At 58.4% G+C, this 16461-nt stretch carries 16 protein-coding genes; 6 read left to right on the top strand and 10 right to left on the bottom strand.

What is annotated here, in order from left to right:
- Window positions 1–48 precede the first annotated feature (48 nt).
- The 4 genes from DSCA_RS06540 to DSCA_RS06525 form a co-directional block, all read right to left on the bottom strand.
- Entirely contained in the window at window positions 49–1092 is a 1044-nt protein-coding gene (locus DSCA_RS06540; RefSeq protein WP_155315660.1) for a helix-turn-helix transcriptional regulator, read from the bottom strand.
- A 6-nt stretch (window positions 1093–1098) separates the two neighbouring features.
- A complete protein-coding gene (locus tag DSCA_RS06535) occupies window positions 1099–1764 on the bottom strand; it encodes a class I SAM-dependent methyltransferase (protein ID WP_155315659.1) in 666 nt (221 codons plus the stop codon).
- Window positions 1765–1898: 134 nt separating this feature from the next.
- Entirely contained in the window at window positions 1899–2354 is a 456-nt protein-coding gene (locus DSCA_RS06530) for a PaaI family thioesterase (RefSeq protein ID WP_155315658.1), read from the bottom strand.
- A gap of 306 nt (window positions 2355–2660) precedes the next feature.
- Window positions 2661–2957, bottom strand: coding sequence for an AF1514 family protein (locus DSCA_RS06525; protein WP_155315657.1), 297 nt, complete (start codon window positions 2955–2957; stop codon window positions 2661–2663).
- A gap of 344 nt (window positions 2958–3301) precedes the next feature.
- Here DSCA_RS06525 and DSCA_RS06520 point away from each other — a divergent pair, with 344 nt between their 5' ends.
- Window positions 3302–4372 (top strand): galactose-1-phosphate uridylyltransferase, encoded by a 1071-nt coding sequence (locus DSCA_RS06520; RefSeq protein WP_231716400.1) that lies wholly within the window; start codon window positions 3302–3304, stop codon window positions 4370–4372.
- Between the two features lie 149 nt (window positions 4373–4521).
- On the opposite strand, the gene DSCA_RS06515 is transcribed toward DSCA_RS06520, so the two are convergent.
- Both DSCA_RS06515 and DSCA_RS06510 read right to left on the bottom strand, forming a co-directional pair.
- On the bottom strand, window positions 4522–5388 hold the full coding sequence (locus tag DSCA_RS06515) for a rhomboid family intramembrane serine protease (RefSeq protein ID WP_231716399.1): 867 nt from the start codon (window positions 5386–5388) through the stop codon (window positions 4522–4524).
- Entirely contained in the window at window positions 5382–6341 is a 960-nt protein-coding gene (locus DSCA_RS06510) for an aldo/keto reductase (RefSeq protein ID WP_155315656.1), read from the bottom strand. Before DSCA_RS06510 ends, DSCA_RS06515 begins: the two co-directional genes overlap by 7 nt.
- Window positions 6342–6477: 136 nt before the next feature.
- On the opposite strand from DSCA_RS06510, the gene DSCA_RS06505 reads away from it, so the two are divergent.
- Both DSCA_RS06505 and DSCA_RS06500 read left to right on the top strand, forming a co-directional pair.
- Window positions 6478–8817 (top strand): helicase C-terminal domain-containing protein, encoded by a 2340-nt coding sequence (locus tag DSCA_RS06505; RefSeq protein ID WP_167527638.1) that lies wholly within the window; start codon window positions 6478–6480, stop codon window positions 8815–8817.
- 455 nt (window positions 8818–9272) lie between these two features.
- On the top strand, window positions 9273–9782 hold the full coding sequence (locus tag DSCA_RS06500; protein WP_155315654.1) for a hypothetical protein: 510 nt from the start codon (window positions 9273–9275) through the stop codon (window positions 9780–9782).
- 259 nt (window positions 9783–10041) lie between these two features.
- Here the strand turns inward: DSCA_RS06500 and DSCA_RS06495 are convergent, their stop codons facing one another.
- A complete protein-coding gene (locus DSCA_RS06495) occupies window positions 10042–10719 on the bottom strand; it encodes a response regulator (protein ID WP_155315653.1) in 678 nt (225 codons plus the stop codon).
- Entirely contained in the window at window positions 10685–12724 is a 2040-nt protein-coding gene (locus tag DSCA_RS06490) for a PAS domain-containing sensor histidine kinase (RefSeq protein ID WP_155315652.1), read from the bottom strand. Before DSCA_RS06490 ends, DSCA_RS06495 begins: the two co-directional genes overlap by 35 nt.
- A 195-nt stretch (window positions 12725–12919) precedes the next feature.
- Here DSCA_RS06490 and DSCA_RS06485 point away from each other — a divergent pair, with 195 nt between their 5' ends.
- From DSCA_RS06485 to DSCA_RS06475, 3 genes are all read left to right on the top strand, one after another.
- Window positions 12920–13318: a hypothetical protein gene (locus DSCA_RS06485; protein ID WP_155315651.1), complete on the top strand. Its 399-nt coding sequence runs from the start codon at window positions 12920–12922 to the stop codon at window positions 13316–13318.
- 117 nt (window positions 13319–13435) lie between these two features.
- On the top strand, window positions 13436–13693 hold the full coding sequence (locus DSCA_RS06480; RefSeq protein WP_155315650.1) for a hypothetical protein: 258 nt from the start codon (window positions 13436–13438) through the stop codon (window positions 13691–13693).
- 150 nt (window positions 13694–13843) lie between these two features.
- Window positions 13844–15088, top strand: a complete 1245-nt coding sequence (locus DSCA_RS06475; RefSeq protein WP_155315649.1) for a NupC/NupG family nucleoside CNT transporter — start codon at window positions 13844–13846, stop codon at window positions 15086–15088.
- A 79-nt stretch (window positions 15089–15167) separates the two neighbouring features.
- On the opposite strand, the gene DSCA_RS06470 is transcribed toward DSCA_RS06475, so the two are convergent.
- Window positions 15168–15575, bottom strand: coding sequence for a GatB/YqeY domain-containing protein (locus tag DSCA_RS06470; protein ID WP_155315648.1), 408 nt, complete (start codon window positions 15573–15575; stop codon window positions 15168–15170).
- On the bottom strand, window positions 15559–16158 hold the full coding sequence (locus DSCA_RS06465) for a hypothetical protein (RefSeq protein ID WP_155315647.1): 600 nt from the start codon (window positions 16156–16158) through the stop codon (window positions 15559–15561). Before DSCA_RS06465 ends, DSCA_RS06470 begins: the two co-directional genes overlap by 17 nt.
- Between the last annotated feature and the right edge of the window lie 303 nt (window positions 16159–16461).

Here is a 16461-nt window from a genome sequence, read left to right as displayed (position 1 = left end):
TTGTTCCATCCCTTTGGGTGACGACCGGCTGTCGTAACCGGAAAAGGGTCATTCGTCCGATCTTCCATGGGGCCTGCCGCTTGCCGGTTTTCTGCGGTTTATATCGCCGGTTCCCCCCTGATAGTGAGCCGCCATGGCTGTCGCATGACGGCTGATGGCCCGGCAAAGATCGTCCGGGGCCAGTACCTGCGCCCCGGCACCCCACCGCAGGACCCAGTGGCTGATTTCCTCGATGCCGGCCACGGTGGCGGTGAAAATCACGGACCCGTCCGCCTGTTCCGAAAGGTGCTGGCTCCGGTGCCAGATGCGTTCGCGAACGTAGCCGGCCACGGATTTCAAAAAGCGGATTTTCACCGTCACCGGCGGACCCTCGTAGATGCCGAAGCTGTCCTGCATAAAGGCCTGCACGTCGAATTCCGCAGGGATATGAAACCCTTCATCGGTCACGGAGACGCTTTGGATCCGATCCACGGCAAATGTCCGCACCCCTTTTCGAAGGCTGCAGTAGCCGATCAGGTATAGGGTGTCCTCCATATGGCGAAGTCGATAGGGGTGAACCGTCCGGCGGCTTTCCTTCCGGCGGCTCATGGAAAAGTAGGCCATGCGGATTTTTTTCTCTTCGATGATCGCCCGGTTGAGATCTGCAATAATGGCTCCGAAGGGGGTGTAGTCCTTTCTGGGGGCCGGGCCGGCATCGACCCGGTTCCGGACCCGGTCCAGGTAGTCGATGTATGGGGGGGGCAAGGTGGCCTTGATTTTGGACAACAGGGATTCGATGGCGTCGTAAAAGACGGTTCCCCGGTAGGTCCTCAGCATGTCCTTGCCGAAGTACAGGGCCATCAGTTCCGGGATGCTGAATGCCAGGGGGACCTGCTGGCGGTTGGCGTTGAGGATCAGCCAGAAACTCCGGTTGTCACGGGTTTCCGTGGTGATGGGAAACCCGCCGGCCTGAAGCGCCTCCAGATCGCGGTAAACCGTTCGCGGGGTGCAGCCCAGCTCGTCCGCCAGGTCGGGAACGGTTTTACCCGCCGTGGATGCGATAAGGGTGTGGATGATTTTCCACTGACGGCTGAGTTGGTCGCCTCTGGCCATTGGCTGTCAGCTTTCCGCGGCCTTGGGCTGCAGGCAAAACAGAACCAGATGCCGGGTGCCCTCGTCGGAGCGAAGGGCCTGCCGTCGCGCCTTTACTTCGTAGCGGTGGCGCATCCGCTCCCAGAAATCGACGCCGGTGCCGCGCACCGCCTCGGCCAGAATGATGGTTCCCCCCGGGTTGAGATAACGGTCGAACAGGGCTTCGAGGTAATCGATGGTTTCGGACTGGTAGACGATTTCGGAGCCTACGATATAGTCGAACCGGTTCTCCAGTTGCGGGGCCTGCCAGTCCAGCCTTTCTATGGATAGCGATGGGCAGCCGTTGACCAGGGCATTGGCCCGTGCAAAATTCAAGGCGTCGGGATTGCACTCGCTCATGGTGATGCAATGGCCCGCTTTGGCGGCGGCAATGCCCACCAGCCCTAATCCGGACCCGATTTCCAGCATGGTTTTGAGCGGGTTCGGCGGCAGACCGGAAAGGTGGCTTGCCAGGAGGATAGAGGCCTCCCAGATCTTGGCCCATAAAGGAAAATTCTGCATCGTGTCGGCCGGGTCGATGAACCGGTCGATGGACGCAGGGGTCAGCAGTTCCAGTGGCTGGCCGTTGATCGTTACCGGCTGGGTGACCGTGTCGTAGGCCTGATGAAAGCGGTCCAGTGAAAACATGTGCATTCAGGTTCCCTTGGTGAAAAATCCCTCAAGCCGGGGCGGCGCCGTTTGGTCCCTGCAATGAACCGGGGGCGCCTGCCCGGGCAACCCTTCTCCGGAAAAAGCCGCATCCTGCTTTTGTCAACGGGTGCAGGCCATCAGCGAAACATGTGTTCCGGCATCCGAACCGCCACCACCTCGCCTCTGGCACATATTTCCCCGTTGGCCGAAACGGTTTCCGCAACCACCACTTTTTTTTCCTTCAGTTCCTTGATCACCCCCCGGATTTCCAGTTCGGCATCAATGGGTGTCGGGCGCAGGTAGTCCACATGCAACGACGCGGTGACGAAACGGAGCGGCGCCTCGTCGGGACGGGCACGGCTGGCGGCGGCCGATGCCGAACCGGTACCGTGGCAGTCAATTAAAGAGGCCAGCAGGCCGCCATAGACATAGCCGGGTATGGCCATGTGGCTGGGGCGCGGCCTAAATCTGGCAACGGTCTCATCTCCGTCCCAATAACTTTTCAACTGCAGCCCGTCGGCATTCAGCCGCCCGCATCCATAGCAGTGGCTCAATTCATCGGGGTAGGCATCCTGAAATGCGTTTTCGCTCATGGTGTTCCTTTCTCCCTATAATCGGGACTCCTCTGACGGATTGGTAAGAAAGCCGATGACCTGCGTCAGGCTTCATCCCCCGTGACTGACGGCACACCGTCAGCAGGCCTCATTCTTCGGGATCGGGCGTTCTCTGAATGTCCGCCGTAAGGATGATGATCGATTGCCAGTTCGCTCACAGACGGGAGAAATGCTCGCTATCCCGGACCGCGGGCCTTGATCCCGGTTTTTCAGCAAATCCGTCTGAAATGCCGATTTTTACGGGGGCATCAATCTTTCGGTACCGGAAATAAAAAGGTGGCGGGGCTATGGCTGCGTCCGGTATATGAACACGAACTGCTCGTCATTTATGTCAACGGTCATATCGCAATTGCGGGATTTCGCATGGTTAAGCCACCCGGGCGTGCCGGCACCAGCGCAGTCAACGTCCGGATACGATTCTCCGGTTGTGGCGTTATACCATGAAACCAGCATGGGATCCGGACACAATGATTTAACCTTTTCATCGGCCATGGACTGGGCGGCCATGAAATCCAGGTCCGACTGGTCGGTTTTGATTTTGACTGGGTTGATCAGGTGGTACTTCAATGGCGCTTTAACCATTTTGGCCTCCTTTGGATGTCGCCGATCACTACAACAAAATAGATTTAGTATGGGTGGCGCAAAAAATCAATAGCCGGCAAACCCGCAAAAAGGACATGGTGGCCCATGAGACCGGATGGCCGTCATCTGTGCCGGTCGGGTGCTGCCCCGGCGCCCCTGATCCGTCGTGATGACCACCATGGCCTGCCGGGCTGTATTCTTTTAACATTGCATGCACTTGCCTGCTGTGCGGGATGGGGTGGTTTGAAGTCACGCCGGCCATGTGATAGGTATGGGGGCATATACGATTAATCGTCTGGCCCGATGTCTGCGTTCCGTGCAACCTATTATCCCGGGAGCATGCCGTGAAGACAACTTCGGTTTCGGCCGACCGGTTCACGATTGACAACGTCCGGGCCCGCCTTCTGGCGCCTTCCGGCGGGCCCGCCGATCGTATCATTCAGATCCGCAGGAACCCCATTTCCGGCCGCACCAGTCGAATTGCCTTCAGCCGGGCAGATGAAAAAGAGGCGGGGGCGGACCGGTTGCCGGCGGCGCCGCCGGATGCCGGGGAAACGGCGCACTGTCCATTTTGCCGGCCCCAGGTGCTGGTGCGCACCCCCCGGATGATTTCTCAACTCCACCCGGATGGACGGATGACCCGGGGAGATTCGCTTTTGTTTCCCAACCTGTTTCCTTACGGCCCCTATTCCGCGGTGAGCCTGTTCGACAACACCCACTTCGTTGAGATCGGTACGGCGGCAACAGGCACCTACACGGACTGCCTGATCAATTGCGCCGATTATCTGAGGCGGGTCCAACGGCACGATCCCGTCGCGACGTTCATGGCCATCACGCAAAACCACCTGCCATCGGCGGGCGGATCGATGGTGCATCCCCACCTGCAGATCCATGCCGACCGGATCGGCGCCAACCACCAACGGTTTCTGGTCGACAGGGCCCGTGATTACCAGCGCGGGTCGCAAGGGGGGATGCTGGGCGATTATGCGGCCCAGGAGATCGAGACGGGTGATCGGTATATCGGCAGTACCGGGCCGTGGGAATGGATGGCCGCCTTTGCGCCGGAAGGGTTTTTCGAGGTCTGGGCCGTGTATCCCGGCAGGACCTCCCTGCTGACCCTGGATGAAAGCGAATGGGGCTGCCTGGCCGACGGCATGATCCGGATTCAAAAGCTGTATCGCAGCCTGCACCGCAACGGGTATAATTTCGGCCTGTTCTCAATGGAAACGCCGCAATCCGCCCTGGAGTTGCGGGCCGTTATGCTGGTGCGCGCCAACTATGCCCCCTGGACCCGAAGCGACCACACCGGTTTCGAGGTGATGCTGGGCGATATGGCCACCTTCAGCGCACCGGAAGAAACCGCACGGATGGCCCGTGCCTTCTGGCCGCAACAGGGAGCAATCGGTCACCCCTAGTGCCCACCCATAAAGGCCAATTTGTTCGATATCTGCGTTGCGCTCAAAATTTAATCCTCGGAATATCAGCCATATGCCTGCGGTAAAATTTTTCGCGCGCCTTGATCTCGACCCAATTTGCCTATTTCTGGATGAACACTCTCCAACGTCTATATTCGGGAGACCAGTCCCGTGAATACCGCCCATAAAAGAATGAGGGCGGTGCCGGCCATGCACATTACCCCCAGAAGGCGGTGAAGCCGGTTTGCCCGTTTGCGCTCGTGGTATCCGGTGAGCAGCCCCAGAAGCATGCCGGCGGCCATGCCGCCCCCGTGTGCCCAGTTGTTGATTCCCGGCACCACCAGCCCGAACAGGACGATTCCCAGGGCCCAGCCACCCACCTGGCGGTATATGGCCCGCCCATAGATGCCGCCGCGACTTTTTCCGAAATACAGCGCCGCCCCGATGAGACCGCAAACGGCCGAGGACGCGCCGATGGTGAAGTTGACCCCGGCCAGATAAGAAAGCAGAAACCCGCCCACACCACTTAGCGTGTAAATCACCACCATGCGATGGGTGCCGTACTCACGAATGACCAGGGGGGCAATCTGGCGAAGTGCCAGCATGTTGAACACGATATGAAGGATTCCGCCGTGAAGAAAGGACGCGGAACCCAGTGTCCACCAGTGGTGCAGCCGATCGATGGGAATGGCGCCCGTGGCCCCCAGCCGGAGGAGCCCCTGGCTGTCCGGCGAGAGAAAGGTCATCGGGTTCCCCGACAGCTGAAATCCTCGGCTGCTGATCAGCAGGGAGAGCACGAACATGACGGCATTGGCTGCAATGATGGCATTGACGAGCCGGTCGCCGCTGTCGAATACCCGGGTGAAAACCGTGTTTTTCCACCGGGAACCCGGTTTCGGCAACCCGCAAAAGGGGCATGTCGTCTCGTCGGCACTCACCAGCCTGCGGCAGCCCGGGCACAGCAGGGCTTTTTTCCGGGAGGAGCGCCCGTCGACCATGGATGTCCTTTCTACCATTTCCACTGCACCGGATTCTCATCGATCAGACCGGTGACCGGGCGACTGATGCGATCCATCTCCGCCAGTTCCGCATCCGTGAGCAGGACCTCTGCCGCCTGGGCGTTGTCGACCGCCTGTCTGGCGTTGCGGGCTCCGGCGATGGCGCAGACGCCGGGCTTGGCGATCACCCAGGCCAGGGCCAGCTGGGCCATGCTGATGCCTTTAGCCTCGGCGATGGGGCGAAGGGCGTCCAATGCCTGCTGGACGTGCGGATAGACGTCGTCGTGGAACAGACGATTGCTGCTGCGGTGGTCCCCTTTTTCAAACTGGTGGGCCGGACCGAACTTGCCGGTTAGCAGTCCCTGTGCCATGGGCGAGTAGGCCAGGATGGTCACGTGATTTTGCTGGCACCAGGCCAGGGTCCCGGTTTCCACATGTCGCCACAGCAGCGAATAGGGCGGCTGGAGACTTTCGACGGGACCTATTTCGCAGATGGTTTTAAGCTGGTCGAGAGAGAAGTTGGATACGCCGATGGCGCGTATTTTCCCCTGGTCTTTGAGGTCCGTCAGTGCCCGCATGGTCTCTTCCAGGGGAACCTTCTTGCCGCCAAATGAGCCCGGGGGCCAGTGAATCTGATAATGGTCCAGGTAGTCGGTTCCCAGGTTTTTCAGGGAGCGGTTGCAGGCACCGACGACCTGGTCGTATTTCAGATGATTGGAAAACACCTTGGACATGATCACGGCCTCGCCCCGCCGGGTGCCGATGGCCTTGCCCAGCACTTTTTCCGAGTGTCCGTTTCCATAGACCTCTGCGGTGTCGAAGGTGGTGATGCCGGCATCCATGGCCGCCCGGACGGCTTTCTCGCTCTCCTTGTCATCGATCCCGGCCCACATGGCTTTGCCGGTCTGCCAGGTGCCCATGATGATCGGGGAAAGGCGGATCGTGGTTCTTCCCAATACGCGTGATTCCATTTTACCTCCCTTTTTTAACCGATGGCCGGCCGCAGGACGCTCCTGGTCTTCCGGCTTGACCAAAACCGTTTCGACCTCTACACTAGTGCGCCTTTGCGTCATTGGCAAGGAGAACCGTAAACAAGAGGCGGCCCTGTTGAAAGAGCGGCATAAAATCGCTGTCAGAACCCTGGTGGACGTTGTACTGCGAGCCGGCGACCTGGATATGCGTTTTGCCGCTCCCGGGCGCCCCCTCGAGGGCATTCGCGCCCACCAGAAAATTCAGCGCCAGCGGCCCGAGGGGTATCGTGCCGAGGTGCCGGTTTCATTGGATGTTGAAACGGCGGATCTGATCCTGGAGGTCGGCGGCCGCATCGATGGTGTTCTCGACAATGAGGGCGGCACCATCGTCGAGGAGATCAAATCCACCACCCGGGACCTGGAATCCATCGAAAAGGCCACCGATCCCTGCCATTGGGGCCAGGTCAAGGTCTACGCCTACCTGCTGGCAAAGGAGCAGGGGATACCGGCCGTGACCACGCGACTGACTTATTATCACCTGGACAGCGGCGACACCCTGGAACTGGTCGAGCGGATGACCGCTGACCGGCTGGAATCTTTTTTTCAACAGCTGGTCGACCGCTATCTGAAGTGGGCCGTGACCCTCGCCCGGTGGCGTCAACTCAGGGATGCCGGCATCCTTGCCCTGGATTTTCCCTTTCCCGCTTATCGAACCGGCCAGCGGCCCATGGCGGTGGCCGTTTACCGGGCCATCCGCGACGGCGGCCAGGCGCTCATCCAGGCTTCCACCGGAATCGGCAAGACCATGGCCGCGCTGTTTCCGGCGATCAAGACCATGGGGGAGGGCCACATCGATCGGATTTTTTTTCTCACCGCCCGCAACACCGGCAAGGCTTCCGCCCTCAAGGCCCTGTCTATTCTCCAGGAAAGGGGGCTTCGATTGAAAAGGGTCTCCCTGACCGCCAAGGACCGAATCTGTTTTTGTCCCGATGCCACCTGCAACCCGGATGTGTGCGCCTATGCGCGCGGGCATTTCGATCGGCTGCAGGCCGCCATGGATGACGCCTTTGTCCTGGACAATCTGGACCGCGATGCCATCGAGACCGTGGCCCGGTCCCATTGGGTCTGTCCTTTCGAATTCTCCCTGGAGCTTTCCCGGTGGGCGGATTGCATTGTCTGCGACTATAACTACGCCTTCGACCCCCGTGTTTACCTGAAGCGGTTCTTCGATGAGGAACACGGCGCGTATGCCTTTCTGGTGGACGAGGCGCACAACCTGGTGGATCGCTCCCGTGAGATGTTTTCCGCCCGATTGAGAAAATCCGAATTCCTCGAGCTCCGGCGGGCGGTGAAATCTCACCTGCCGGCGGTGTATCGGGCGGCGGGAAAGATCAACACCTGGATGCGCCATGCCGGAAAAGGCGCGCGGGAAGCCGGTGGCTTTCAATCCGAGGCCCGGCTTCCCGATGGCCTGGAACCCCTGCTGCGAGCCTTTTTACGCGTATCGGAACGCTGGCTGGCCAGGAATCAGCCGGCCTCGTATCGGGACATCGTCATGGACCGTTATTTCGGGACCAGTGGATTTTTGCGGGTATGGGATCAGTATGATGACAGCTACGTCACCTGCCGACAGGTGGCGGGCAGGGACCTGCAGGTCAAGTTGTTCTGCCTGGACCCTTCCGGGCACTTGAAACGGGCATTGAAACGCTCCCGGGCGACCATTTTCTTTTCCGCCACCCTGATGCCGGCAACCTATTTTCAGGACCTGTTCGGATGCGAGCCGACCGCTGTCAGACTGGCCGTTCCGTCTCCCTTCCCGCGTCGGCACCTGGAGGTCCTCATCGCCACGGGCATATCGACCTACTATGCCCAGCGGGAACAGAGTGTGGACCGCATCAGGGCATTGGTGCGGACGTTTATCCGCTCCAGAAAAGGCAACTACCTGTGTTTTTTTCCCTCCTATGAATACATGAACATGGTTGCCGGCCAATTTGAGGGAACCGAGGACGGCGTCCAGGTTCTGGTGCAGGACCGCGAAATGGATGACGCCGGCCGGGCGCGGTTTCTCGAGCGCTTTTCGGCAGAAAACGACCGGACCCTGGTCGGTTTTGCCGTCATGGGGGGGATTTTCGGAGAGGGGATCGATCTGGTGGGCGACCGGCTCAGCGGGGCCGTCATTGTGGGGGTGGGATTGCCGGCCATCTGCCCGGAAAGGGACCTGATTCGCCGGTATTTCGATGGACAGGGGGCTGGATTCGACTTTGCATACCGGTATCCGGGCATCAACCGGGTGCTTCAGGCCGCCGGTCGGGTGATCCGGACCCATACGGATCGTGGTGCCATTTTGCTGGTGGACCGGCGATTTTTCAGCCCCGGCTACCAGCAGCTGCTGCCCGTTCACTGGTCCGCCGCAGTCGTTCGATCAGAACGGCAACTGGCCGCACGCCTCCACCGGTTCTGGTCATCCGCCGTCTGACAGGGGCGATGCCGGTGCAATCATGCGCCGCCGGGCACCGGATCCAACCTTGGCCGCTTTGCTGTTATTTTTTTGGCCGCGTTCCGTTGGGGGGCTGATCGGACGGCGTTCCCAGGCAATGCGCCCGCCAGTCGCAGTCGATCATGTCACAGTCGGCATTGCCCCTTCGGAAACAATCCGTCATGCCCGCCGTTCTCTGCAGACTCCGGACCATGGCGATAACATCGACCTGCCCGCCACGTGGGGTCTTTTTTCCGGGGGAGTTGGCCCGGGGCATCTCGCCGGATCGGTCACTGGAACGATAAGGCACCTGGTTCTCTGGAACGGAAGATCGATGCTGATCCATCTTCGGTGGCTCTTTTGGGGTTGGTGTTAACATGTTTAATCGCTGATCGGCACCGGCCATGGACAGGAGCCGTTTCAATGACCCGGGTTTGTCCGCCGGGCGGATACGATTGAAACGCGTCGACGCCATGACCGGCATGGCTGCGGGTAGACTGCCGGCAATCCCTGCTGCACGGACCGTTCGCCAAATTCCCGGCTGCGACCGACGCAACGTGCAGAGAACCGTCGTTGACCGGCGGCCGGCGGATGCGCTAATACGGGCTCATGGCGGCAGAAGAGGGCGATTTGATTTGATAACGGCTTTCCTCGGTGCAATCGATGGCACTGTAACAGATATTTTTTGCGGTCATCAGATGAAATTCCTGAACGTCGTGCAGGATTTTGCAGTTTTTCAGACATTCATCCTTCGGGTCGTTCCTTCTTTCACAGGTTTTGCATGGAGAAGATATCATCTTATTCTCCTTTCATGGCAATCTTCCTGCCATTTTTTGAATTTAAAAGAAGATGGTACCCGTTGTAACCTACCTGTCGACTGTCCACTGGATATTTTTCGGATATCCTCACAAAATGAACCGGTATGCCACCCCGTTAGCCACCGGCTCTTCTCTGGTTACCCATAATATCGGCTTAAAACAAAAAGTCTATAGGGCAGCTTCTTCATTTTTTTAGGATTTTTTACCATATCCCGGGAGAAAATCCCGGGTGCGGGAAAGGCGGGGGGGGTGAGAAGGGGAACCCTATTGGCGACGCCGGGATGAGTGCTTCGGGCGGGGGAACGCACGATTCGCATTGACGTCGGGTTGAGGACTTGCCGGGGGCTCAATCCTTGTTGTCCTTTGAGGCGGCGGGCGGCTGACCCGGCGTCGATGATGATACGAGTCACTCTTTCCAAAGGTCGATATCGATGAGCCCCAATTTGGCGGCATATCGCACCAGGTCCATGGCGGAGTGCAGATCAAGTTTTTTCATGATGTTGGACCGGTGGTTCTCGACGGTTTTTATGCTGATGCAAAGCTGGTCGGCGATTTCCGATTTGGGATGGCCCTCGGCGAGCAGTCGCATAATTTCCTGTTCTCTGGGGGTGAGCCGGCCATAGTCCGTATCGCTGACCCGCGCCTCACGAACCGGCGATTTCATCAGCCGAGACACCACTTCGTGAGAAATAGAACTGTCCAGGAAATACTCCCCTGCAGTGACGGAGTGAAGCCCCTGGACCAGCCTGCCGGCGGCGGATTCCTTGACGACGTACCCGGTTGCACCGGCTTGAAACGCTTCCACAATGTAGTCGATTTTCGAATGCATGCTGACGATCATCACCCGCGTGTCCGGGAGCGCCTCCCGGATCCGGCGGGTGATCTGCATGCCGCTTTCATCGGGAAGCGAAATGTCCACCAGGGCCACGTCCGGCTTGATCTTTTTGGCCATGGCGTACCCATCGCGTGCGTTTCCGGCTTCGCCTTCGACCACAAAGTTGGGGTCGCCGGCAATGATGGCTTTCAGGCCTTCTCTGAACAGCGGGTGGTCATCGACGATCAGAATGCTCTTCTTGGAAGCCACTGGCTTTCTCCTTCAATGGGATTTCTATCAGAATATAGGTGCCTTTTGCGGGTCTGGACTGGATGTTGATTTTTCCACCCAGAAGACCCACCCGTTCCACCATGCTTTGCAGGCCCATTCGCTTTTCTTTCAATGCCCGTCTTCGCCGGTCATTCACATCAAAGCCTTTGCCATTGTCTTTGATGCGGATAACGATATCCGGCGAAGACGCGACCAGCCGGATCGTCGCCCGGTCGGCACCGGCATGCCGTTTGATGTTGTTCAGGGCTTCCTGGATCAACCGGTAGATGTTGATTTCCGTTTCATATTCCAGGTCAAGCTCATCCACACCGGCTGCCGCGAAATCAATTTCCACGCCGTTGGATTTGGAAAAATCCTCACAATACAGGTAAAGGGTTCTTACCAGGCCCAGCTGGTCCAGGCCGGGGGGGCGCAGGTCATAGGCCATATCCCTGACCGAGGCAATGGACCGCTGCAGAAGGCCGGATAGCTGGGAAACCTTGCTGGTGATGGCTGCCGGCTGGTCCTTGAACAGGGTTTCCAGGCTGATTTTCAGGGTGGACAGATCCTGGGCAATGTGGTCATGCAGGTCCCTGGATATCTTCAAACGCTCATTTTCCTGGGCTTTGATTAATTGATGGGTGAGCGACTGTACCTGGTCCTGGGCCTGTTTGCGCTGGGTGACATCGATGCCGACGCTCAGGATCTCATTGATTCGGCCGGTTTTGTCGCGGACGGGTTTGTTGGTCCAGGCAATCCAGGCGCGCGAGCCATTGCGACGGACATTCTCGATTTCATTGGTGGGGTATCGTTCCGGGTATTTCAGGAAGTCCATCATCAGGGAGCGATAGTCCCGGCCGGCGGATGAACGCCATGGAATGATGCTGCCCAGAATATTTCGTCCAATGATCTCCTTCTCGGGAAAGCCGAAAAATCTCCGGGCATATTCATTGAAGAAGGTGATGTGCCCCAAGGGATCGTATCGAATGATGATGCTGTTGGTATTTTGCACCAGTTCCCGGTATTTGGCTTCGCTGCGACGCAGGGCGGCTTCGGATTTTTTGCGGGCGGTTACATCCCTTGCTATGGTGTGGGCGCAGGCTTTGCCTGCGATCACGATCTTGCGGCTGCTGAATTCCGTATAGATGGTGCGGCCGTCTTTTCTGGCAATTCTGGCCTCGCCGGAGATGGATTGACCAGACCAGATCCGTTTGAAGTAGTCACTGTGTCGCTCGGGGTCGACCCTGGCATACAGATCGAAGAGTTTAAGCCGCTTGAGTTCATCCGGCCCGTATCCGGTCAACTGGGAGGCGCTGCGGTTAAAAATCAGGATGGCCCCATCCGCCGCGCTGATGAAAATAGCATCCCGCGATCCGTCGAATATGATGCGATGCCGTTCCTGGCTTTCTCTTAACGTTTTTTCAATCTTCTTGCGGTCCTCGATTTCATTGAGCAGGTGTTCGTTGATCAGCGTGAGGTCACGTGTCCGCGAGCGAACCCGTTCCTCCAGGTTGCGGCGGTGCCGTTCCAGCTCCTGTTCAGCTTCCTTGCGCTCATGAATGTCAACGATCATGCCGAATTTGGAAATGGTCCCGTCCCGACGAAACAAAGGGGTGTCGATCACATAATACCATCGCTGGTCTTTGGGGCTCTTAATCTCCCAGCGAACGGTTTCGCCCTTGAATATCCGGTCATTGCAGCACCAGGGACACACCTCGTCCAGGTTGTGCAGCACCTTGTAGCAGCGATGGCCCGTGCCGTCATAACCCGTTCGCTGGATCAGCCGCTGGTTCATGAACTCCACGCGGTAGTCCTTGGTGCTCACGTAAACGAAACCGTCAAATGCCTGAATAATGGCAGAAAGCTGAAGATCCCGTTCCTTGAGGACATCCCGGGCGGGCCGGTGGCCGGCGGCAGGGGTTTCGACGGCAAGCCGACCCCGGTAATCGGGCGGGTATTCCTTTGCCGGCAGGGCAAGGTGTTTCAATCGGTTCTGCGTGTCCATCCGGATGACTCCCGTGCTGGCTGACAATCGATAATGGGGGGGATGTGCCCGTCCATGAATGGCCCGCTGGCCTGATTGCAGACGGACACAATTCAAAAAGTTATCCCAGAACCCTGATTTGTAAAAGAAAAAACTTTGAAAAAAATAAAATATTCGTTAGAACATCTCCAACCGTCAAAAAGGCAGGCGCCTGTGGTGAAGGATAATCGAGCCAGGGAAAGACAGGGGGATCGCACCGGCGACATCAAACGGGCCGTCTCGGCGTACGCCCAGAGTGAGAAGGTGAAGTCGGGATTGATCTGGATCTGTCAGATTGCCGACCAGGTGGCCGCCATGGAGGGCCCGGGGCGGCAGCAGGGGGTTCTCCTGCTTCAAACCCTGGCCCACATGGTCGCCGACGAATCGGACCTGGCCGGCAGCGTTACCAATGACCGCCGCTGGCACGAGATCGGTCAGAAAATCAACATGGCACTGGTGATGATCAATTCCGGAGTCCCGCAGGAAACCACCTTTCACCTGACCCAGGCCCTGACCCGGGTCACCCGCATAGGCGGCCAGGCGGCGGCGGTGTTGAAGGAAAACAACCTTTTTTAGGCGGCGTCCATGACCGTCCGTCTCGTAACCTTGACTGCGGGCTTCCCGGATGAGGGCGCCTGCATTACGAAAGCCCGGTCCAAAGCGGCTCCCCAATACCGGAGGACAAACAGCGGCATGAAAGATAAAGTCGGAATCTATTACTATCCCTTCCCTGAAAACAAACGGGTGCGCATGTATGTGCGCGAAAAGAGCGGGGAGGTTGAATTCAGGATGAAAAACGAGGACGACCCGAGTATCTGGAACGATCATGGCTGGGTTCCCTATGGTGCGATTCAGCAGGCCCGGGTGCTGTACGATAAACGCGGTGGCTTCGATCCCAACCGGGCCTATGACATACAGATCGCGAAGGTACTGGTTCAGGACAACGGATAGGGGTGTTCAACCGCCCATGCAAGCTCCCACCCCTTGTTTTCGGGCAGGCCCTCAAGGCGGCGCCGTGACGTAAGGGCATCGGCAGGGATGACGGCTCCTCCGGGGTGTTTATCCCGCTGCGGTCCCATCGGGCGGCCGGGGACAGATATCATGGTTTTTCAGGGAGTAGCCGGACTGGCGGCGTTTCTCCTTCTGGCGTGGCTGATGGGGGAACATCGCAGACAGGTTTCGTTGAAACTGATTGCAACGGGTATCGGCGTCCAGTTGGTTACGGGCCTGATCCTGCTGAGGCTGCCTGTTTTCAGGCAATTTTTCATGATCCTGAACGACGGGGTCATGGCCCTTGAGGCGGCCACCACGGCCGGCACCTCGTTTGTGTTCGGTTTCCTCGGAGGCGCTGCGCTGCCCTTTGCCGAGGCCTTTCCAGGTGCTTCCTTCATCCTGGCGTTCCGGGCCCTGCCGCTGGTTCTGGTGATCAGCGCCTTGTCCGCACTGTTGTTTCACTGGCGCGTTCTTCCCCTGGTGGTCAGTGGATTTTCCTGGTGTCTTCGAAAAACCATGGGGCTGGGCGGTGCCGAGGGATTGGGGGTGTCGGCCAACGTGTTTGTGGGCATGGTCGAATCCCCGCTTTTTGTGCGGCCGTACCTGGAGAAGATGACCCGCAGCGAGCTGTTTGCCCTCATGACGGCGGGTATGGCCACCATCGCCGGTACCGTGATGGTGCTCTACGCCAGTATTCTGGGCGACGTCATTCCCGGTGTCATGGGCCATATCCTCACCGCTTCCATCATCAGCGTTCCGGCCGCGGTCACCGTGGCCAAAGTCATGGTTCCCGAAACCGCCTCACCCACCGGCGGCGAACTGGTGGTGGACCAGCCGGACGCCGGCAGCATGGATGCCGTCACCCGGGGTACCCTCCAGGGCGTCGAACTGCTGATCAACATCATCGCCATGCTGATTGTGCTGGTGGCCCTGGTTCATCTGGCCAATACGCTGTTGGGGCTGTTACCCGACATCGGGGGGCAGGCCATCACTCTCCAGCGGGTGCTGGGGCGGATCATGGCGCCGTTGGCCTGGCTCATGGGGGTGCCCTGGCAGGAGGCGCCGGCCGCCGGCGGCCTCATGGGCGTCAAAACCATCCTGAATGAATTCCTGGCCTACCTGGAACTCAGCCGGCTGCAGCCGGGTACACTGAGCGACCGCAGCATGCTGATCATGACTTACGCCATGTGCGGGTTTGCGAATCCCGGCAGTCTGGGGATCATGATCGGCGGGCTGGGCACCATGGCCCCGGGCCGGCGCAGCGAGATCGTCTCCCTGGGCCTGCGGTCGGTCGTTGCCGGCACCCTGGCCACCTGTATGACCGGCGCGGTGGTGGGTATTCTGGCCGGTTAGACAATATGATATGGTTCAACGGCACCGGCAGGAAGCCCTTCCCGGGCCTGTTTTTCGACGCTGATCCAACCCTTCCGAGTCAGACGGAAAACCGTTGAAGCACCTGCTTGACGACGTTGCCGTCGACCGACGCACCAAAGTGGGCCATGATGGGGCCCATGGCCTGCATTTTATTCTTGAAATCGGAAAAATCGATATTGGCGGTGATCCACCGGCGGATTTCATCTTCCGAAACCATTTGAGGCAGGTAGGCCTCGATAATTTCGATAAAGGCGGATGTCTCTTCCCCCCGCCCGCTTTTTTCAAGCATCTCTTTTTCCGATTTAATCAGCTTTTTGAGTATTTTGATGATTTCGTCATCGGAAAACTGTTTCTGGTCCAGGCGGGCCATTTCTCCCATGATGACCCTGAGCGTATCTTTTCTGGCCTCGTCACGTGCCTTCATGGCCGATTTCAGATCTGTTTTAAGCCTATCTTGAAGTGTCATCGAAATGTTCCTTTCCCAGGAATCGGGGAGGTAAATAGGTCGTGTCCCCCCAGGTGAAGCGGACGTCGTCATGTCCGTCGATATCTATATCGATCAGGATGTGGCCATAGTCCGCATAGTGCTGAAAGGACAGGGCGACCACCGACGGGTCGAAGGGTGGCGCAATTTCGGCCTCCAAGTGCAATACGGCCTGGCGGCGGATGCCATGGCAGACGACCCGGTCATCCTTTTTCAGTTGATCGATGGGTTCAGGGGCATAAAAACTCAGCTGCAGCGAATCGGGGTCGACGGATACCGGTGTGCCGTCGATTTCAAAGCCGATGGTTGCCAGTGCTTTATCGAGGGTGGGCCGGTCGGCAAAAACGAGCCCCATGGCATGATCCAGGTCATCCACGGACCACCAGTTGTCCGCTTGGAAAACCGACCGCAACAATTCCGGGTTTTCGTACCACAGGGACTGGACATCCCGGCTCAGGCCGGCGCCGTGGGCATCCATATGATTTTGCTGGTCCGCCGTGATGCGTCCCATGCACAACTCAAGAAACGCCCCTTCCCATCGAAGGGCCACCCGTTTTTTCTTCATTTTTTCACCGTTTGAACTGTCGTTGTGAAGGATCCCGTCCGTAAACGCCAAACTGGTGCCGCTATCCGGGCCGGGAGGAAACTGAATCGCCGGCATCGGGTTGACCGTCGGCAGATAAAATTTCAAGCGTGGCCAGGATGTCGTGTAAATTAACCGTCTTCGGACGGGCACCACTGTCTCAGTGGCCGGCGCTTTTGTCAAGAAAATTGCTGGGTAGATATAAGACCCTGCATTTATGCTATTTTTGTCGATACCCGGCTTGCCAAGGGGCAAAGACACGTTTATACTCTCATTGCATGCCGG

This window comes from Desulfosarcina alkanivorans, from assembly GCF_009688945.1.
GTDB classification, from domain to species: domain Bacteria; phylum Desulfobacterota; class Desulfobacteria; order Desulfobacterales; family Desulfosarcinaceae; genus Desulfosarcina; species Desulfosarcina alkanivorans.
Note: the sequence above shows the minus strand (reverse complement) of the source record. Positions and strands in the feature narration are given on the sequence as shown.

What these genes read in the sequence shown, in the direction of transcription:
- DSCA_RS06540 (WP_155315660.1), bottom strand. Translation starts at nt 1,092, where the DNA reads ATGGCCAGAGGCGACCAACTCAGCCGTCAGTGGAAAATCATCCACACC.
- DSCA_RS06535 (WP_155315659.1), bottom strand. Translation starts at nt 1,764, where the DNA reads ATGCACATGTTTTCACTGGACCGCTTTCATCAGGCCTACGACACGGTC.
- DSCA_RS06530 (WP_155315658.1), bottom strand. Translation starts at nt 2,354, where the DNA reads ATGAGCGAAAACGCATTTCAGGATGCCTACCCCGATGAATTGAGCCAC.
- DSCA_RS06525 (WP_155315657.1), bottom strand. Translation starts at nt 2,957, where the DNA reads ATGGTTAAAGCGCCATTGAAGTACCACCTGATCAACCCAGTCAAAATC.
- DSCA_RS06515 (WP_231716399.1), bottom strand. Translation starts at nt 5,388, where the DNA reads ATGGTAGAAAGGACATCCATGGTCGACGGGCGCTCCTCCCGGAAAAAA.
- DSCA_RS06510 (WP_155315656.1), bottom strand. Translation starts at nt 6,341, where the DNA reads ATGGAATCACGCGTATTGGGAAGAACCACGATCCGCCTTTCCCCGATC.
- DSCA_RS06490 (WP_155315652.1), bottom strand. Translation starts at nt 12,724, where the DNA reads ATGGACACGCAGAACCGATTGAAACACCTTGCCCTGCCGGCAAAGGAA.
- DSCA_RS06480 (WP_155315650.1), top strand. Translation starts at nt 13,436, where the DNA reads ATGAAAGATAAAGTCGGAATCTATTACTATCCCTTCCCTGAAAACAAA.
- DSCA_RS06475 (WP_155315649.1), top strand. Translation starts at nt 13,844, where the DNA reads ATGGTTTTTCAGGGAGTAGCCGGACTGGCGGCGTTTCTCCTTCTGGCG.
- DSCA_RS06470 (WP_155315648.1), bottom strand. Translation starts at nt 15,575, where the DNA reads ATGACACTTCAAGATAGGCTTAAAACAGATCTGAAATCGGCCATGAAG.
- DSCA_RS06465 (WP_155315647.1), bottom strand. Translation starts at nt 16,158, where the DNA reads ATGAAGAAAAAACGGGTGGCCCTTCGATGGGAAGGGGCGTTTCTTGAG.